Here is a 17588-nt window from a genome sequence, read left to right on the forward strand (position 1 = left end):
GCTGAAAATATGCATTTGTGATCACACCCAGATAGCGCGTGATCACAAATGTCGGATTTTCGCCCATGAGGTGACCAAACCGCGCGATTTCGGTTTGTCGCAGCGCATAAACACCCTAGAACCCCTGCCAATCGCACCAGCAACCAGCATGGGGTATCTGAGGATGAACATCCACGAGTATCAGGCCAAACAGCTTCTCAAGAGCTATGGCGCACCGGTCTCTGACGGGCGCGTTGTGCTTCGGGCCGAAGACGCCAAAACCGCAGCAGGCGAGCTTGACGGCCCGCTTTGGGTCGTGAAGGCCCAGATCCACGCCGGCGGACGCGGCAAAGGCCACTTCAAAGAGCCCGAAGCGGGCGAAAAAGGCGGCGTGCGCCTTGCGAAATCGGTCGAAGAGGCCGAAACGCTCGCCAAGCAGATGCTTGGCAAAACGCTGGTCACGCACCAGACCGGACCGGCAGGCAAGCAGGTCAACCGCATCTATATCGAAGACGGTTCGGACATCACCCGCGAACTCTACCTCGCGCTGCTCGTTGATCGCGTGTCCTCGCGCGTGTCGATCGTGTGCTCGACCGAAGGCGGCATGGACATCGAAGAAGTCGCAGCCTCCACCCCCGAAAAGATCCTGAGCTTCTCGATCGATCCGGCGACTGGCTATCAAGCGTTCCACGGTCGCCGCGTTGCCTTCTCGCTGGGTCTTGAAGGTGCGCAGGTCAAACAGATGGTCGCGCTGCTTGGCAATCTCTATAAAGCCTTCCTTGAGAAGGACATGGAGCAGCTTGAGATCAACCCGCTGATCGTGATGACCGACGGCAATCTCAAAGTTCTTGACGCGAAAGTCGGCTTTGACGGCAACGCGATGTATCGCCAGCCCGACGTCGCCAATCTGCGCGACGAAAGCGAAGAAGATTCCAAAGAGCTCGAAGCGTCGAAATATGACCTGAACTACATCGCGCTTGATGGTGAAATCGGCTGCATGGTGAACGGTGCAGGTCTGGCGATGGCCACGATGGACATCATCAAACTCTACGGCGCAGAGCCGGCCAACTTCCTTGATGTGGGCGGCGGCGCGACGAAAGAGAAAGTGACCGAAGCGTTCAAGATCATCACCTCGGACAAGAACGTCAAAGGCATTCTCGTCAACATCTTTGGCGGCATCATGCGCTGCGACATCATCGCCGAGGGCGTGATCGCTGCGGTGAAAGAGGTCGGGTTGCAAGTGCCGCTCGTCGTGCGCCTTGAAGGTACGAATGTCGAAAAAGGCAAGGAAATCATCAAGAATTCCGGCCTGAACGTGATCGCAGCCGACAACCTGTCGGATGGCGCCGAGAAAATCGTCAAAGCGGTGAAAGGCTAATTTTATGGCAATCCTCGTTAACGAAAACACCAAAGTCATCTGTCAGGGGTTCACCGGCAGCCAAGGCACGTTCCACTCGGAACAGGCGATTGCTTACGGCACGAAAATGGTCGGCGGCGTGACGCCGGGCAAAGGGGGGCAAACCCACCTTGACCTGCCCGTCTTCAACTCGGTCCATGAGGCGAAAGCCAAGACCGAAGCGAACGCGACCGTGATCTACGTGCCGCCGCCCTTCGCAGCCGATTCCATTCTTGAGGCAATCGACGCCGAGATGGAGCTGATCGTGTGCATCACCGAGGGTATCCCGGTTCTGGACATGATGAAGGTCAAGCGCGCGCTGATCGATTCCAAATCACGCCTGATCGGCCCGAACTGCCCCGGTGTCATCACGCCCGACGCCTGCAAAATCGGCATCATGCCCGGCCACATCCACAAGCGTGGCTCGGTCGGTGTTGTGTCGCGCTCGGGCACGCTGACCTATGAGGCGGTCAAACAGACCACCGATATGGGTCTGGGCCAGTCCACTGCCGTGGGCATCGGCGGCGATCCGATCAAAGGGACCGAGCATATCGACGTGCTCAACATGTTCCTTGATGATCCCGAAACCACTTCGATGATCATGATCGGTGAGATCGGTGGTTCGGCTGAAGAAGAAGCCGCCGAATTCCTGGCCGCAGAGCGCAAAAAAGGCCGCTGGAAACCCACCGCGGGCTTTATCGCGGGTCGCACGGCCCCTCCCGGACGTCGCATGGGCCATGCCGGTGCAATCGTCGCGGGCGGCAAAGGCGACGCTGAATCCAAGATCGAAGCCATGAAATCGGCCGGTATCGTGGTCGCTGACAGCCCCGCAACGCTGGGCGAAGCCGTGATGAAAGCGATCAAAGGCTAAGGCCATTCGCGCCGCGCCTTTCGGGGCGCGGCGCGGCAAAACGGAGGGCGACCCGATGCCACTGCATACCGCCACGCGCGCAGGCCACCCTTTTGCAGGGCTGGTGATTTGCGCGCTGCTTGCGGGATGCGTGACGCAAGGCGAGCCCTCAGTCGGACCCGGGGCTGTTGGCCCCGGTGCCGAGCTTGCCCCGGCGCATGTCAGCAGCTCAAATCATCCGCTTGGTCCGGCGGTTCCCGTCGATGACCAATCGCATGCGATGTATGAGTCCCTTACCGGTATCAATGGCGACGCGGTCGCGGGTGTTCAAATTGGCACACCGCGCAGTTACGTCTGGTTCGACGCGGTGGCCGCAAACCCGCAATTGATCGCCCAAGCGCCTGTGCGAATGTGCACGGCACGTGGCGCGCTCGTAAAAAGCTCCTATATCACTAACCCTAAGGATAATACGCCCGGGGTCAAAGTGCTGGTAGTCGAGTGTCTGACATGAATTTTGTTTCCCCTACCCTCGGCCGCGCGGCGACCTCTCAAGGAGCATTTGCATGACGCACTCGTATTTCCTGCCCGTCTTTGCGGTTTCGGCGGCCTCTGTACTGGCGGGTTGCACCGCTCCCGATCATCCCGACCGCGCGTTTGATGCCTATACTGCGCCTGCAGATGTCTCGTCGGAGGGCTATGTAAGCCCCTACGCGACCCAGCCGGGCTATGACGTCACGCGCCCCTCGACTGCCGCCACCGATACCAATCCGATCAACGCGCCCGCACGGGTGCGGGCCGCTGCGGTCATCCCGGCCACGGGCCAAAGCGCAATGATCACAGACCGCCCCCTGACGCTAAATGAACGCGAGCGCATCAGCGCCGAAAAATGCCGCTCTGTCGGCAAGATACTCGTTTCCACACGGCATGTCGGCAATTCGACACTCGCTGAGTGCCGCTGAATTAACTTACCCTTCGAGGTTACAAAATGACCGAACAATCCCCCAATGATCAGTTCAACGCCTCGCAATTCCTGCAAGGTGCCAATGCGGAATATGTCGAGCAACTTTACGCGCGCTTCGCCGAGGATCCGTCTTCGGTAGACACGGCATGGGCTGCGTTTTTTGCCTCGCTGGGTGATCCCGAGCCGGACGTCAAGAAATCCGCCGCCGGTGCAAGCTGGGAGCGCAGCGATTGGCCACCAGTCGCGGCGGACGATTTGACAGCCGCACTGACCGGCGAATGGCCCGCGACCGAAGGCAAGGCCGTTGCCGAGAAGATTTCGAAAAAAGCCGCCGCCGCCGGTGTCGCCGTTGATGAGGGCGCGATCAAACGCGCAGTGCTGGATTCGATCCGCGCACTGATGATCATCCGCGCCTACCGGATCCGGGGGCATCTGGCTGCCGACCTTGATCCGCTGGGCATGCGCGAAGATGTGCCTCATCCCGAACTAGACCCGAAAAGCTACGGCTTCACCGATGCCGATATGGATCGCCCGATCTTCATCGACAACGTGCTGGGGCTGGAAGTCGCCTCGATGCGTCAGATCATGGATCTGGTGAAACGCACCTATTGCGGCACCTTCGCGCTGCAATACATGCATATTTCTGACCCCGAGCAATCGTCCTGGCTGAAAGAGCGGATCGAAGGCTACGGCAAAGAGATCAGCTTTACCAAAACCGGACGCCGCGCGATCCTGAATAAACTGGTCGAGGCCGAGGGTTTCGAGAAATTCCTGCACGTCAAATACATGGGCACCAAGCGTTTCGGCCTTGATGGTGGCGAGGCGCTGATCCCCGCGATGGAGCAGATCATCAAGCGCGGTGGTCAGCTGGGCCTTGAAGAAGTCGTGATCGGCATGCCCCACCGGGGCCGCCTCTCGGTTCTGGCCAATGTGCTGAGCAAACCGTTCCGCGCGATCTTCCATGAATTCCAAGGCGGCTCGTTCAAACCCGAGGACGTCGATGGCTCGGGCGATGTGAAATATCACCTCGGTGCGTCGGCGGATCGCGAGTTTGACGGCAACAAAGTTCACCTGTCACTGACCGCCAACCCCAGCCACCTTGAGGCGGTGAACCCCGTCGCGCTTGGCAAGGTTCGCGCCAAACAGGACCAGCTCAACGATCAGGCCGACCGCTCCAAAGTGATGTCGATCCTGCTGCATGGCGATGCGGCGTTTGCCGGTCAGGGCGTGGTTGCGGAATGTTTCCAGCTTTCGGGCATTCGCGGTCACCGCACGGGCGGCACGATCCACCTTGTCGTGAACAACCAGATCGGTTTCACCACCGCGCCGCACTTCTCGCGCAGCTCGCCCTATCCGACCGATCTTGCGCTGATGGTCGAAGCGCCGATCTTCCACGTCAACGGCGATGACCCCGAGGCCGTGGTGCACGCCGCACGCGTAGCCATCGAGTTCCGCCAGAAGTTCCACAAAGACGTCGTGATCGACATCTTCTGCTATCGCCGCTTTGGTCACAACGAAGGCGACGAGCCGATGTTCACCAATCCGGTGATGTACAAGGCGATCAAGACCCACAAGACCACCTTGCAGCTTTACACCGAACGTCTGATCGCAGACGGGCTGATGCCCGAAGGCGAGATCGAGGATATGAAAGCCGCGTTCCAATCCCATCTCAACGAAGAGTTCGAGGCGGGCAAGGTGTTCAAACCCAACAAGGCTGACTGGTTGGATGGTCGCTGGTCCGGTTTTGAGCAGGAAAAGGCGGAATATGAGCCCGGCTCAACCGCAGTGTCGCCCGATACCTTCGCCGAAGTTGGCAAGGCTCTGGTGTCGCCGCCCGACGGGTTCGCGCTGCACAAGACCGTCACGCGACTGCTTGAGAATAAAAAGCAGATGTTTGAAACGGGCACGGGCTTTGACTGGGCCACGGCCGAAGCCCTGGCCTTCGGCTCGCTTGTCACCGAAGGATGGCCGGTGCGCCTGTCAGGGCAGGACGCCACGCGCGGCACCTTCTCGCAGCGCCATTCGGCCTTTGTCAGCCAGACCGATGAAGACCGCTACTACCCGCTTAACCACATCCGCGAGGGCCAAGCCCGGTTCGAAGTTATCGACTCGATGCTTTCGGAATATGCGGTGCTGGGTTTCGAATATGGCTACTCGCTGGCAGAACCGAACACGCTGACCCTGTGGGAAGCCCAGTTCGGCGATTTCGCCAACGGTGCGCAGATCATGTTCGATCAGTTCATCAACTCGGGCGAGCGCAAATGGCTGCGCATGTCGGGTCTCGTCTGCCTGCTGCCGCATGGCTTTGAGGGGCAAGGCCCCGAACACAGCTCGGCCCGTCTTGAGCGCTATCTGCAAAACTCGGCGGAAGATAACTGGATCGTGGCGAATTGCTCGACGCCTGCGAACTACTTCCACATTCTGCGCCGCCAGATCCATCGCGACTTCCGCAAGCCGCTGATCCTGATGACGCCGAAATCGCTGCTGCGTCACCCGAAATGCGTCTCTAAAGCCGATGAATTCACCACCGGCTCTACGTTCCACCGCGTGCTGTGGGATGATGCCGAAATGGGCAACTCGGATCTCAAGCTGAAATCCGACGACAAGATCAAACGCGTCGTGATTTGCTCGGGCAAGGTCTATTACGATCTGCTCGCTCAGCGTGATGAGCGCGGGTTGGACGATGTCTATCTGCTGCGTCTCGAACAGTTCTACCCGTTCCCCGCGCAGGCCATGACCAAGGAACTCACCCGGTTCAAGAACGCCCAGATCGTCTGGTGTCAGGAAGAGCCGAAAAACCAAGGCGCGTGGAGCTTTGTGGAGCCCTATATCGAATGGGTTCTTGCGAAGGTCGACGCCAAACATGCCCGTGCGCGCTATGCCGGTCGTGGGGCTTCGGCCTCGCCCGCAACGGGTCTGGCAAGCCGCCACAAAGCCGAGCAAGAAGCGCTCGTCAACGATGCATTGGAGGGTTGATCAATGTCCACTGAAGTCCGCGTCCCCACGCTTGGTGAAAGCGTCACCGAAGCCACCGTCGCCACCTGGTTCAAGAAGCCCGGCGATCCGGTCGCTGCCGACGAAATGCTGTGCGAATTGGAAACCGACAAGGTAACCGTCGAAGTGCCCGCGCCCGCCGCTGGCACTTTGGGCGAGATCGTTGCCGCCGAGGGGGAAACCGTTGGCGTCGACGCTCTGCTTGCTACAATCGAAGCCGCCGGGGCTGGCACCGCCGCTCCGAAACAACAAGAGAAACCGGCGGAGAAGCCCGCTGCAGCCCAATCGAATGAGGGAAAAATGGTCGATGTAATGGTGCCCAGCCTTGGTGAATCGGTCACCGAGGCGACAGTCTCGACATGGTTCAAAAAGGTTGGCGATGTGGTCGCGGCCGATGAAATGCTCTGCGAGCTGGAAACCGACAAGGTTTCGGTCGAAGTGCCCGCTCCTGCGGCTGGCGTGTTGAAAGAAATCGTCGCCGAAGAAGGCGCGACCGTCGATGCCTCGGCCAAGTTGGCCGTGATCGCCGAGGGCGAAGGTGCCGGTTCCGCCGACAGCGCGCCCAAGGCGGACGAGAGCAAATCCGAGGCCCCCGCCAAAGGTGGCAAGGACGTCGAAGACGCGCCCTCGGCCAAGAAACTGATGGCGGAAAAGAATATCGACCCGTCCTCGGTTCAAGGCTCGGGCAAAGATGGCCGGATCATGAAAGAAGACGTGACCAAAGCAGCGAGCGCGCCCAAGGCCGCCTCTGTTTCGGTCGCCCCCGCCCCCGCATCCGCACCGCGCGGCCCGGTCAATGCCGATGACGGCGCACGCGAAGAACGGGTGAAGATGACCCGCCTGCGCGCCACTATCGCCAAGCGCCTGAAAGACAGCCAGAACACCGCCGCCATGCTGACCACCTATAACGAGGTGGACATGTCGGGCGTCATGGGCCTGCGCAACGAATACAAAGACCTGTTCGCCAAAAAGCACGGCGTGAAACTGGGCTTCATGTCCTTCTTCGTCAAAGCCTGCTGCCACGCGCTAAAAGAAGTCCCCGAGGTCAATGCCGAGCTTGACGGCAACGAGATCGTCTACAAGAACTACGTCCATATGGGCGTGGCCGTGGGCACGCCCTCGGGTCTCGTGGTGCCGGTGGTGCGCGATGCCGATCAGATGGGCTTTGCCTCGATCGAGAAAACCATCGCCGAAATGGGCACCCGTGCGCGTGACGGAAAACTCTCGATGGCCGACATGCAGGGCGGCTCGTTCACCATCTCGAACGGCGGCGTCTATGGCTCTCTGATGTCCTCGCCGATCCTCAACCCGCCGCAATCGGGTATCCTCGGGATGCACAAAATCCAGGAACGCCCGATGGTCGTGAACGGTGAAATCGTGATCCGCCCGATGATGTATCTGGCGCTTAGCTACGATCACCGCATCGTCGACGGCAAAGGCGCCGTGACCTTCCTCGTGCGGGTGAAAGAGGCGCTCGAAGACCCGCGCCGGTTGTTGATGGATCTGTGATCCCTCTGGAAGGCGCCCTCTGCCCTTCCTCTTGATCGAAATATCCCCGGGGGGTCCGGGGGGCAGGCAGCCCCCCGGTCCGTCCTCTCAACCGGGAGCTACCCATGACCCCCGAACTCACCACCCTCGCACTCACGGTTCTGCTGCATATGAGCCTGATGGCCGCCTATTCGGTGAAGGCCAATCGCGAGCTGGGACCGGACTACCCGATGTCGCCGCGCGATGGCGCGCCGCCCAAGCCGCTTTCGCCCGCCTGTGCGCGGATGCAGCGCTCGGTGAACAACTCTTTTGAAAGCCTGATCCTATTCGCGCCCGTCGCGCTGATGGTCGGTCTTACCGGGCAATCGACGGGCGTCACCGCGACGTTTGCGGTGATCTTTCTGATCGCCCGCCTGCTGTATATCCCGGCCTATGTGATGGGGCTGGTGCCTTGGCGCTCAATGATCTGGGGCGTTGGATTTTTCGCAACACTGGCGCTGGCGATTGCCGCGCTGATCTGAACACTGGCGCGCCCAACGCGCCTTAGAATGAACCGTAAGGAGCAAGAAAATGGCTGATTATGATGTGATCGTTATCGGCGCTGGCCCGGGCGGCTATGTCTGCGCCATCCGCTGCGCCCAGTTGGGGCTGAAAACCGCCGTGGTCGAAAGCCGCGAGACGCTGGGCGGCACCTGCCTGAACGTCGGCTGCATCCCCTCCAAGGCGCTGCTGCACGCCACGCATGAGCTGCACGAAGCCGAGCATAACTTCGCCAAGATGGGCCTCAAAGGCAAATCGCCTTCGGTCGACTGGAAGCAGATGCAGGCCTACAAACAGGACGTTGTCGATGGCAATACGAAGGGCATCGAATTCCTGTTCAAGAAGAACAAGATCGACTGGCTCAAAGGGCGTGGCGCGATCCCCGAGGCGGGCAAGGTCAAGGTCGGCGATGACGTCCACAACGCCAAGTCGATCGTGATCGCGACCGGCTCTGAACCTGCCTCGCTGCCCGGTATCGAGGTCGACGAGAAGACTGTCGTGACCTCGACCGGCGCGCTTTCACTCGGCAAGATCCCGAAATCGATGGTCGTGATCGGCGCGGGTGTGATCGGGTTGGAAATGGGCTCGGTCTATGCGCGTCTGGGGGCCGAGGTGACGGTCGTGGAATATCTCGACGCGATCACGCCGGGCATGGATAGCGAAGTCGCGCGCTCCTTCCAAAAGATCCTCACCAAACAGGGGCTGAAATTCGTCCTTGGCGCTGCGGTGCAAGGTGTGGATGTGAAGAACGGCAAGGCCACGGTGAAATACCAGCTGCGCAAGGACGAAAGCGAAGCCACGATTGACGCCGAAACCGTGCTGGTCGCGACTGGTCGCAAGCCGTTCACCGAAGGGCTGGGCCTTGAGGGCGTGAGCGTCGAGCTGCTGCCGCGCGGTCAGATCAAGACCGACGCGCATTGGCAGACCACCGCCAAGGGCATCTACGCAATCGGCGATGCGATTGTTGGCCCGATGCTGGCCCATAAGGCCGAAGACGAGGGCATGGCCGTCGCCGAGGTCATCGCGGGCAAGCATGGCCATGTGAATTACGGTGTGATCCCCGGCGTGGTTTACACCACCCCCGAGGTTGCCTCGGTCGGGCAGACGGAAGACGCGCTCAAGCAAGAGGGCCATGCCTATAAGGTCGGCAAGTTCTCGTTCATGGGCAATGCGCGCGCCAAGGCGGTGTTCCAAGGCGAGGGTTTCGTCAAACTGATCGCCGACAAAGAGACCGACCGTATCCTTGGCTGCCACATCATCGGCCCCGGCGCTGGCGATCTGATCCACGAGATCTGCGTGGCGATGGAATTCGGTGCCTCGGCGCAGGACGTGGCGCTGACCTGCCACGCCCACCCGACCTTCTCGGAAGCCGTGCGCGAAGCCGCACTGGCCTGCGGCGACGGCGCGATCCACGCCTGATCAAGCGCGATCCAGCAATGACAAAGGGCGGCCCCGTGGCCGCCCTTTTCACATTCCGGCAGGGCTTTGATTCACATTCGCCTGTTCCGCCCTCAATCCTCACTGTGATCCGCTGCCGCATCCATCTTCTGCGCAAACTCACGGCGCAACTCGCGGCGCAATTCGGCGGCACGCCAGCGGTGCTTTTCTTCGCGCGTTTCCGGCTCCAACTTGGCCACTTCCACGGGCTTGCCGCCCTCATCGACTGCGACCATCGTGAAATAGCAGCTATTGGTGTGGCGGCGCGTGCCTGCGGTGATGTTTTCCGCCTCAACGCGGATCCCGATCTCCATCGAGGTGCGGCCCGTATGGTTGACGCTGGCGCGAAACGTCACCAGCTCGCCCACGTTGATCGGTTGCTGAAAGGTCACCTGATCCACGCTCAGCGTCACCGCGTAGTGGCGCGAATAGCGCGAAGCGAGGGAAAATGCGACCCGATCAAGCCACGCCAGCAGCGCGCCCCCATGCACCTTACCCGAAAAATTCGCCATCTCGGGCGTCATCAGCACCGACATTTCCAGCCGCTTACGTTCTTCGGGGGTGAGTGGCGTCGTCATAGCATTCCTTTCAGATCACACCGCGATATTGTCGATCAGGCGCACATCGCCCAGCCAAAGCGCGGCCAGCATCCGCGCCGGCTGTGACAGATCGGGCGCGGGGCGCAAGCCCTCAACCGTGCGCAACTCTAGATATTCGATGTCGCGAAAGCCTGCCTCTAGCAGTTCGGCCTGCGCATCCATCAGCGCAGTTTGCACCGGCTTGCCCGCGCGCATGTCGCTGGCGGCGGCCTGCATCACCGCATGCAGAACGGGGGCAGTTGCGCGCTCAGTCGCACTCAGGCGGACATTGCGCGACGACATCGCCAGCCCGTCCTCCTCGCGGATCGTCGGGCAGCCGATAATGCGCACGGGGATATTAAGATCGCGGACAAAACGCTGCACGACCTGCAATTGCTGCCAGTCCTTTTCGCCAAAAAACGCGCGCCCTGCCTGCGTCATGCCAAACAGTTTGGAACAAACCGTGGCGACCCCGTCGAAATGGCCGGGGCGAAACGCGCCCTCGAGCGGCTCGGTGATGCCACTGACCGAGACGGTGGTGGCAAAGCCGTCTGGGTAGACCTCATCGACGCCGGGCGCGAACAGCACATCCACACCCTCGCTATCGAGCAGCGCCAGATCATGCGCCTCATCGCGGGGGTATTTTTCCAGATCCGAGGCATTGTTGAACTGCATCGGATTGACGAAAACGGTCACGATCACGCGGTCAGACTGTTCACGCGCGGCGCGGGCCAGCGACAGGTGACCGTCATGCAGCGCGCCCATCGTCGGCACCACACCCACCAACATCCCCGAGCGTTTCCACCCCGCCACCTTCTCGCGCAACTCATCGGCACTGCGGATCACTTCGGTCATTTATTCGCCTCATCGGCAAAGACATGTTCAGGACCGGGGAAGGCGCGCGCGCGCACCTCGGCGGCGTAGTTGGCAACGGCCTGATCGGCGGCCTCACCCAGCGCGCCAAAGCGTTTGACGAATTTCGGTTTGAACTCGGTGAAGAGGCCCAGCATGTCGTCAACCACCAGCACCTGCCCGTCACAGCCCGCCCCCGCGCCAATGCCTACGGTGGGGATGGCGATGTCAGCGGTGATCTGATCAGCCAGCCCTTGCGGCACCTTTTCCAGCACCACCGAGAACGCGCCCGCCTGTGTTACCGCGCGCGCATCGCCGATCAGACGTGCGCGATCATCGCCGCGCCCCTGCACCTTATAGCCGCCCAGCGTGTTCACCGATTGCGGCGTCAATCCGATATGCGCCATCACCGGAATGCCCCGCGCGACGAGAAAGGCGATGGTTTCGGCCATATGCTGACCGCCCTCCAGCTTGACCGCGCCTGCCCCGGTTTCGGCCATCAGAATAGCGGCATTTGCAAAGGCCTGCTGCGGGCTTTGTTCATAGCTGCCAAAGGGCATGTCGATCACCATCAGCGCATTTTGCAAGCCCCGCGCCACCGCCTGCCCGTGCATCACCATCATCTCCATCGTGACGCCAAGGGTCGAGGGCAACCCGTGCAGCACCATCCCCACGGAATCCCCGACCAGCACCAGATCGCAATGCGGATCTACCGTTTTGGCGATCGGCGTGGTGTAGGCGGTCAGGCACACAATCGGCGCGCCGCCTTTCATCGCAGCAATATCGGCGGGCATTTTTTGGCGAACGGTTCCGGTGACACTCATGGCATTCCTCCCTTGCCTTGGGGTCAAATTCCTAGCGGCACTGCCCCGATAAGGAAAGATATCACTGCGCCAACGCCGCGTTACAGGGCAAAGCGGGGGCGAATAGTCTCGCGAAAGCTCTCGTTTGCTCGCCGCGCCGTGATGACACTTGATCGCAAGACGAAACCCGCCGATCATCACCCCGTTCAAAGCTATCGGAGACCCCCATGAAGATGCGCCTTTTCACTGCCCTCGCAGCGCTTGCGCTATCGGCCACAAGCGCTTGGGCTGCCAAGGATACAATCACGCTGGGAATGGTGCTTGAGCCGCCAAACCTTGACCCCACAGCAGGCGCAGCAGCCGCAATTGACGAGGTGGTTTACGCCAACGTCTTTCAGGGCTTGACGCGTTTTGGCCCCGATGGGTCCGTGCGGCCAGATCTGGCGACAAGCTGGGATGTATCGGAGGATGGCACGGTTTACACGTTCAATCTGCAAATGGGCGTGACGTTTCAGGACGGTTCAAGTTTTGACGCCAAGGATGTGAAATTCTCGCTGGATCGCGCGCGTTCGGACGATAGCGTCAATGCGCAAAAGCAGTTGTTTGCGGGGATCGAAAGCGTCGATGTGGTCGATCCGCTGACGGTGAAGGTGACACTGAACGCCCCCGATGGTGCGCTGCCGTTCAAGCTGGCTTGGGGCGATGCGGTGATGGTCGCGCCTGAAAGTGCCGATCAAAACGCAACGCATCCCATCGGCACCGGCCCGTTCATGTTCAAGGATTGGGCGCAGGGCGATCATATCACGCTGAGCGCCTATGAGGGCTACTGGGGCACGCAGCCGAAACTGCGCGAGGCGACGTTCCGGTTTATCTCTGATCCGACTGCGGCGTTTGCTTCGATGATGGCGGGCGATGTCGATGCCTTCCCGAACTATCCCGCGCCCGAAACGGCAGCGCAGTTCAAATCCGATCCGCGGTTCAAGCTGATCATCGGCTCCACCGAGGGCGAAACGATCCTTGCGATGAACGAACGCAACGCACCGCTCAACGATATTCGGGTGCGTGAAGCCATCGCCCATGCGATCAACCGTCAGGATTTGATTGACGGGGCGATGTTTGGCTATGGCACGCCGATTGGCACCCATTTCGCGCCCCATAACCCCGCCTATGTCGATCTGACGGACCTGTCGGATTACGACCCGGAAAAATCCAAGGCGCTGCTGAAAGAGGCAGGCGTGAGCAATCTGAAACTGCGCCTTGCGCTGCCCCCGCCGTCTTATGCGCGCCGCTCGGGCGAGATCATTCAGGCGGAACTGGCCGCCGTGGGTATTCAGACCGAGATCACCAATATGGAATGGGCCGACTGGCTGGAACGGGTGTTCAAAGGCCATGATTACGACCTCTCTATCGTCAGCCATACCGAGCCGATGGATATCGGAATCTATGCGCGCCCCGATTACTATTTTGGCTATCACAGCGATAAATTCAACGCGGTGATGGCGGAGTTGGACAAAACGACCGATGCCGCCAAACGCACCGAATTGCTGCAAGAGGCCCAGCGCATTCTGGCACAGGATTACGCCAACGCCTTCTTGTTCCAACTGCCCAAGATCGGCGTGGCGAATGCCAAGATCGAGGGCCTTTGGGAGAACGCGCCCACGCAGGCCAATGATCTGACCGAGGTTTATTGGGACGATTGAGGGGGGGCTAAAACGCCACCGCGCGCCCCGCCCGTCACGGATTTGACAGACAGCTTGGCCAGACTGCGGCCAACCAAAGCCATCTAACAGGAGATAGAGATGAACCAAATCAAGCGCCGCCTGTCCGCCCTCATGCTGGGGGTCGCCGCAACAGGGATGCTCGCCGGCCCCATTCAGGCCGAGACCGTCAAGCTGACGATCCTTGGCGTGGGCGATATCTACAATTTCGACGGCGACGGCCATCGCGGCGGGTTTGCCCGCCTCAACGCGGTCGCCAAGAAAGAGCGCGCCGACAATCCCAACACTCTGTATGTTTTTGACGGCGATATGCTGTCGCCCTCGCTGCTATCGGGCATTGATGAAGGGCAGAACACGATTGATCTGACCAACCTCGTGCCGTTTGACATTGCGGTGCCGGGCAATCACGAGTTCGATTTCGGCCCCGAAAATTTCGCGCGCAAACAGGCGGGATCGAAATACCCTTGGGCCGCGATCAATGTCACACAGGCCGATGGCTCGCCCATTCAAGGGCTTGGCGGCGTTATGACCAAGGAAATCGCCGGTCTGAAAGTCGCGCTGATCCCCGTCGCGCAAGACACCACCCCCGAGGTCGCGAATTCCGGTGATCTGAAGTTTGAACCCACCGTCGACACCGCCATCGCGGCGGCCAAAAAGGCGCGCGAGGACGGGGCGGATCTGGTGATTGGCGTGGTGCAAACCGATCAAAGCAACGACCGCAAGCTGATCGCAAGCCAGGATTTCGATGTCATCATGTCGGGCGACGATCACCTCAACGCGATGTTTTATGACGGGATCACCGCTTATGTCGAAACCTCGATCGACGCGCGCTACCTGCAACCGCTCGATCTGACGGTCGATATCAGCGAGAAAGATGGCGAGCGCAAAGTCAGCTGGACGCCCACTTTCCGCTGGATTGATACGGCGGATGTGACACCCGACCCGGAATCGATGGAGCTGGTGAACGGCTTCAAAAAGCAACTCGATGACAATCTGGGTCAGGTGCTTGGCACCTCGGAGGGGCCGCTGGATTCGCGCCGCAACGTTGTGCGCTCGCAAGAAAGCGCGATGGGCGATCTGATCGCGGATGCGCTGCGCGATGCGACCAAGGCTGATGTGACGCTGATCAATGGCGGCGGCATTCGCGGTGATACGACCTATGACGCGGGCCACAAGCTGACGATCAAGGACGTGATGACCGAACTGCCCTTTGGCAACAAAACCGTCGTGACCGAAATCCCCGGCTCGCAGCTTCTGGCCGCGCTGGAGAACGGCTTTAGCCAAGTCGAAAAAGGCGCGGGCCGCTTCCCGCAGATCTCGGGGATGGATGTGGTTTATGACCCAAGCGCGCCTGCGGGATCGCGTGTGGCCTCGGTGACGATCGGTGGTGAGCCGCTTGATCCGAACAAGGTCTATAAGGTCGCGACCAATGATTACATGCTAGGTGGCGGCGATGGCTACACCGCATTGGGCGGCGGCAAGGTGATCATCAATGCGGGCAATGGCAATCTGATGGCCAATGACATGATGGGCTATATCGAAAAGAACGGTGCCGTGACGACCAAGGTTGACGGGCGCATCAAGAAGGTCGGCGAGTAAAACCGACCCCAAGCTGAAATGAACCGCATCGCCCTTGGCCGTAGCCTTGGGCGATGCTTTTTTATGCTGGCGACTTTAGGCGTTAACTGCCGTCTTTTTCGTCCATGCGAATTGCTGCATCGGCGCATCTACCGGAGTTTGCGCCAAATGGTTGGTGTAGTTCGACATCACCTTTTGCGCGACGCCAAGGACCACTTCAAGGATCTGACGCTTGGTGTAGCCCGCATCCAAGAACGTCTGCACTTGCGCGTCCGTTACATCGCCACGCTGGCGCACGACCTGCAAGGTGAAGGTCCGCAGCGCCTCGAGATGGGCGTTCGGAAGCGGCGTTTCATCGCGCAACGCATCGGAAATCGCGTCATCCACCTTCATCATTTTCGCAATGCCGGTATGGGCGGGCACACAGTAATGGCAGGCATGCTCGACATTGATCGTCTGCCAAACGACCGTCAGCTCATCTTTGTCAAAGCTGGTGTCCTGCGCGAACAGCCGGTGCAGGTGCTTGTAACCTTCCAGCAAAGCGGGCGCTTCGGCCATCGTGGCGTGCAGACCGGGCACGCGCCCGAACGCCTTGTTGGAGTCTTCCAAAAGCGCGCGGCTCGCTTGCGGGGCGCTGTCGAGTGTGTGGATCGGAAAGTCGGTCATGCGTGTCTCCTGCGGGAATTTTTGAGCGATCACTCAAATTCATATCCCACACCTAACTTTACTTGAGCGATCATTCAATATATATTTTGAGTGATCGCTCAAATATCATGAACCGGGGCTGAAACACATGGCAAGACATGCCAGCTACGACAGGGACGCCGTGCTGAAACGCGCGCTCGAACTCTTTTGGGCCAAGGGCTATCACGCGACCTCGCTGAAGGATCTGGAAGTCGCGCTGGATATGCGCCCCGGTTCGATCTACGCGGCCTTCGGGTCGAAAGAGGCGCTTTATGGCGAGACGCTACGTCTGTATGCGCAGATGTCACAAACCCAGTTTGAGGAACTGCTTGCAAAGGCGCCAACCCGCTTGGCGGGGCTGGCCGCGCATGTGCGCGCCTTGGGATGCGTAGCGCCCGAAAGCGTGCCTTCGCGCGCCTGCATGCTGGTCAAAACGCTACTTGAGACGCCCGATGATGACCCGGTCTTGCGCCAGTTGACCGAAGACATGATGCGCAAGGTCGAAATTGCCTTCGCCAATATCTACCGTGCTGCACGCGACGCCGGAGAAATTCCCGAAACCGCCGATCCCGAGCGACTGGCCAGCCGCTTACAGATCGAGATTTTCGGCCTGCGCGCCTATGCTCAGCGCACCGATTCGGGGGCGCGTGTTGCAGCGCTGGCTGATGATATCGCGCGCGACATCGAAGCCTTGGCCATATCCGAACCCACCACGGCAAACGCCCCCGCACAATAAAAGCGGCGCCGCTTTTAAAAACGACGCCGCCAGATCACTCTCGAGCACGCTACCTTAGTTACTACCGACGCAGGTCCCCGTGCCTGAATAGCCGCAATCGACCGTCGATTGCGCGTTTTCACCCGAGGACCCGACCTGCTCGGCCATTTGCACGGAAGCCTGATGCTGTTCCTGCTCGACCTTGGCGGGGTCCTGGATTTTTCCGGCCTTCCAGGCCTCTTCATCGGCGTTGATCGCAACCTGATTATAGGCTGAAACGACATAGCCCGAATGCAGTTGCACGACCGGACCTTCCATATCGAGGCTTTCTTCGCGGGTGCGCACCTTCACCTCGGTCCCTTTCGGAACTTTTTGGAACAGGTCGATGATGTCCTGATTGAACAGCCGGATACAGCCCGCCGAAGTCGCCCGCCCGATTGAAGACGGGTCCATCGTGCCGTGAATACGGTAATAGGTGTCCCTGCCGTTCTTATACAGATACAGCGCGCGCGCCCCAAGCGGGTTATCCAGACCGCCGGGCAGCCCGTTTTTGAGCGGACCATACAGATCAGGATCTTCCTTGATCATGTTCTGCGTTGGCCTCCAGCTGGGATATTGCTGCTTGCGCTGAATTGTGGCGTCACCGGCAAAGCCTTTGCCCTCGCGACCGACGGCAACGCCATAGCGTTCAGCTTTGCCCGGTGCGGTGATATAGTACAAGAACCGCGCATAGGGATCAATCACGATACTGCCGACGGCCTCGGGTCCATGATAGGGCACCATCTGGCGGCGGTTACGCTCGACCAGATATTTCGGGTTCACGGCCGCGATCTCGTTGCCGTCATCCTCGCGGGCCTGATATTCCGACGGAACAGCTTTGCTGGACTGCGTCGGCTGGGCATATTGATGCGGATCGCTGGCACATGCGGCCAGCGCTACCAAAGCGGCAGCCATCAAGGCGGGGCGGGTTACTCGTTTGATTAGCGTAGAACTCGCGATCACTTAACTTTTCCTG

The 17588-nt window shown here is 60.1% G+C and carries 16 protein-coding genes; 11 read left to right on the forward strand and 5 right to left on the reverse strand.

Annotated elements, in window-relative coordinates; all coding sequences use genetic code 11:
• The first annotated feature begins 163 nt into the window (after positions 1–163).
• The 8 genes from sucC (at position 164) to lpdA (ending at position 9627) form a co-directional block, all read left to right on the forward strand.
• Positions 164–1357 carry an ADP-forming succinate--CoA ligase subunit beta gene (gene sucC, locus DT23_RS15310; RefSeq protein ID WP_038132613.1) on the forward strand — a complete coding sequence of 398 codons (1194 nt, stop codon included), beginning with the start codon at positions 164–166 and terminating at the stop codon, positions 1355–1357.
• A gap of 4 nt (positions 1358–1361) precedes the next feature.
• Positions 1362–2246, forward strand: a complete 885-nt coding sequence (gene sucD, locus DT23_RS15315) for a succinate--CoA ligase subunit alpha (protein ID WP_038132614.1) — start codon at positions 1362–1364, stop codon at positions 2244–2246.
• A gap of 55 nt (positions 2247–2301) precedes the next feature.
• Complete coding sequence (locus DT23_RS15320) at positions 2302–2736, forward strand: hypothetical protein (protein ID WP_038132615.1); 435 nt, start codon at positions 2302–2304, stop codon at positions 2734–2736.
• Positions 2737–2788: 52 nt separating this feature from the next.
• Complete coding sequence (locus DT23_RS15325; RefSeq protein ID WP_038132616.1) at positions 2789–3184, forward strand: hypothetical protein; 396 nt, start codon at positions 2789–2791, stop codon at positions 3182–3184.
• A 26-nt stretch (positions 3185–3210) separates the two neighbouring features.
• A complete protein-coding gene (locus DT23_RS15330) occupies positions 3211–6162 on the forward strand; it encodes a 2-oxoglutarate dehydrogenase E1 component (protein ID WP_038132618.1) in 2952 nt (983 codons plus the stop codon).
• A gap of 3 nt (positions 6163–6165) precedes the next feature.
• A complete protein-coding gene (gene odhB, locus DT23_RS15335) occupies positions 6166–7689 on the forward strand; it encodes a 2-oxoglutarate dehydrogenase complex dihydrolipoyllysine-residue succinyltransferase (RefSeq protein ID WP_038132620.1) in 1524 nt (507 codons plus the stop codon).
• A 104-nt stretch (positions 7690–7793) separates the two neighbouring features.
• Positions 7794–8189, forward strand: coding sequence for an MAPEG family protein (locus DT23_RS15340; RefSeq protein ID WP_038132622.1), 396 nt, complete (start codon positions 7794–7796; stop codon positions 8187–8189).
• A gap of 49 nt (positions 8190–8238) precedes the next feature.
• Positions 8239–9627, forward strand: coding sequence for a dihydrolipoyl dehydrogenase (gene lpdA, locus DT23_RS15345; protein WP_038132623.1), 1389 nt, complete (start codon positions 8239–8241; stop codon positions 9625–9627).
• Between the two features lie 92 nt (positions 9628–9719).
• Here the strand turns inward: lpdA and DT23_RS15350 are convergent, their stop codons facing one another.
• Genes DT23_RS15350 through panB form a run of 3 tightly spaced genes read right to left on the reverse strand, consistent with a single transcriptional unit; the run spans position 9720 to position 11899 of the window.
• Entirely contained in the window at positions 9720–10223 is a 504-nt protein-coding gene (locus DT23_RS15350; RefSeq protein WP_038132625.1) for an acyl-CoA thioesterase, read from the reverse strand.
• Positions 10224–10238: 15 nt separating this feature from the next.
• Positions 10239–11078, reverse strand: coding sequence for a pantoate--beta-alanine ligase (gene panC, locus DT23_RS15355; protein ID WP_038132626.1), 840 nt, complete (start codon positions 11076–11078; stop codon positions 10239–10241).
• The gene (gene panB, locus DT23_RS15360) at positions 11075–11899 is read right to left on the reverse strand and encodes a 3-methyl-2-oxobutanoate hydroxymethyltransferase (protein ID WP_038132627.1); all 825 of its coding nucleotides are present in this window, start codon (positions 11897–11899) and stop codon (positions 11075–11077) included. The genes panC and panB overlap by 4 nt, the downstream gene beginning before the upstream one ends.
• A 206-nt stretch (positions 11900–12105) precedes the next feature.
• Here panB and DT23_RS15365 point away from each other — a divergent pair, with 206 nt between their 5' ends.
• The gene (locus tag DT23_RS15365) at positions 12106–13578 is read left to right on the forward strand and encodes an ABC transporter substrate-binding protein (protein ID WP_038132628.1); all 1473 of its coding nucleotides are present in this window, start codon (positions 12106–12108) and stop codon (positions 13576–13578) included.
• 99 nt (positions 13579–13677) lie between these two features.
• On the forward strand, positions 13678–15195 hold the full coding sequence (locus tag DT23_RS15370) for a bifunctional metallophosphatase/5'-nucleotidase (protein WP_038132629.1): 1518 nt from the start codon (positions 13678–13680) through the stop codon (positions 15193–15195).
• Positions 15196–15270: 75 nt separating this feature from the next.
• Here the strand turns inward: DT23_RS15370 and DT23_RS15375 are convergent, their stop codons facing one another.
• Complete coding sequence (locus tag DT23_RS15375) at positions 15271–15840, reverse strand: carboxymuconolactone decarboxylase family protein (protein ID WP_038132630.1); 570 nt, start codon at positions 15838–15840, stop codon at positions 15271–15273.
• Positions 15841–15967: 127 nt separating this feature from the next.
• Between DT23_RS15375 and DT23_RS15380 the strand changes: the two genes are divergently transcribed.
• The gene (locus DT23_RS15380) at positions 15968–16594 is read left to right on the forward strand and encodes a TetR/AcrR family transcriptional regulator (protein WP_038132631.1); all 627 of its coding nucleotides are present in this window, start codon (positions 15968–15970) and stop codon (positions 16592–16594) included.
• A gap of 54 nt (positions 16595–16648) precedes the next feature.
• Here DT23_RS15380 and DT23_RS15385 read toward each other — a convergent pair whose 3' ends face one another.
• Complete coding sequence (locus DT23_RS15385; protein WP_240473637.1) at positions 16649–17575, reverse strand: L,D-transpeptidase; 927 nt, start codon at positions 17573–17575, stop codon at positions 16649–16651.
• Positions 17576–17588: the final 13 nt, after the last annotated feature.

The organism is Thioclava indica (genome assembly GCF_000714545.1).
In the GTDB taxonomy this organism is placed as follows: Bacteria; Pseudomonadota; Alphaproteobacteria; order Rhodobacterales; family Rhodobacteraceae; genus Thioclava; species Thioclava indica.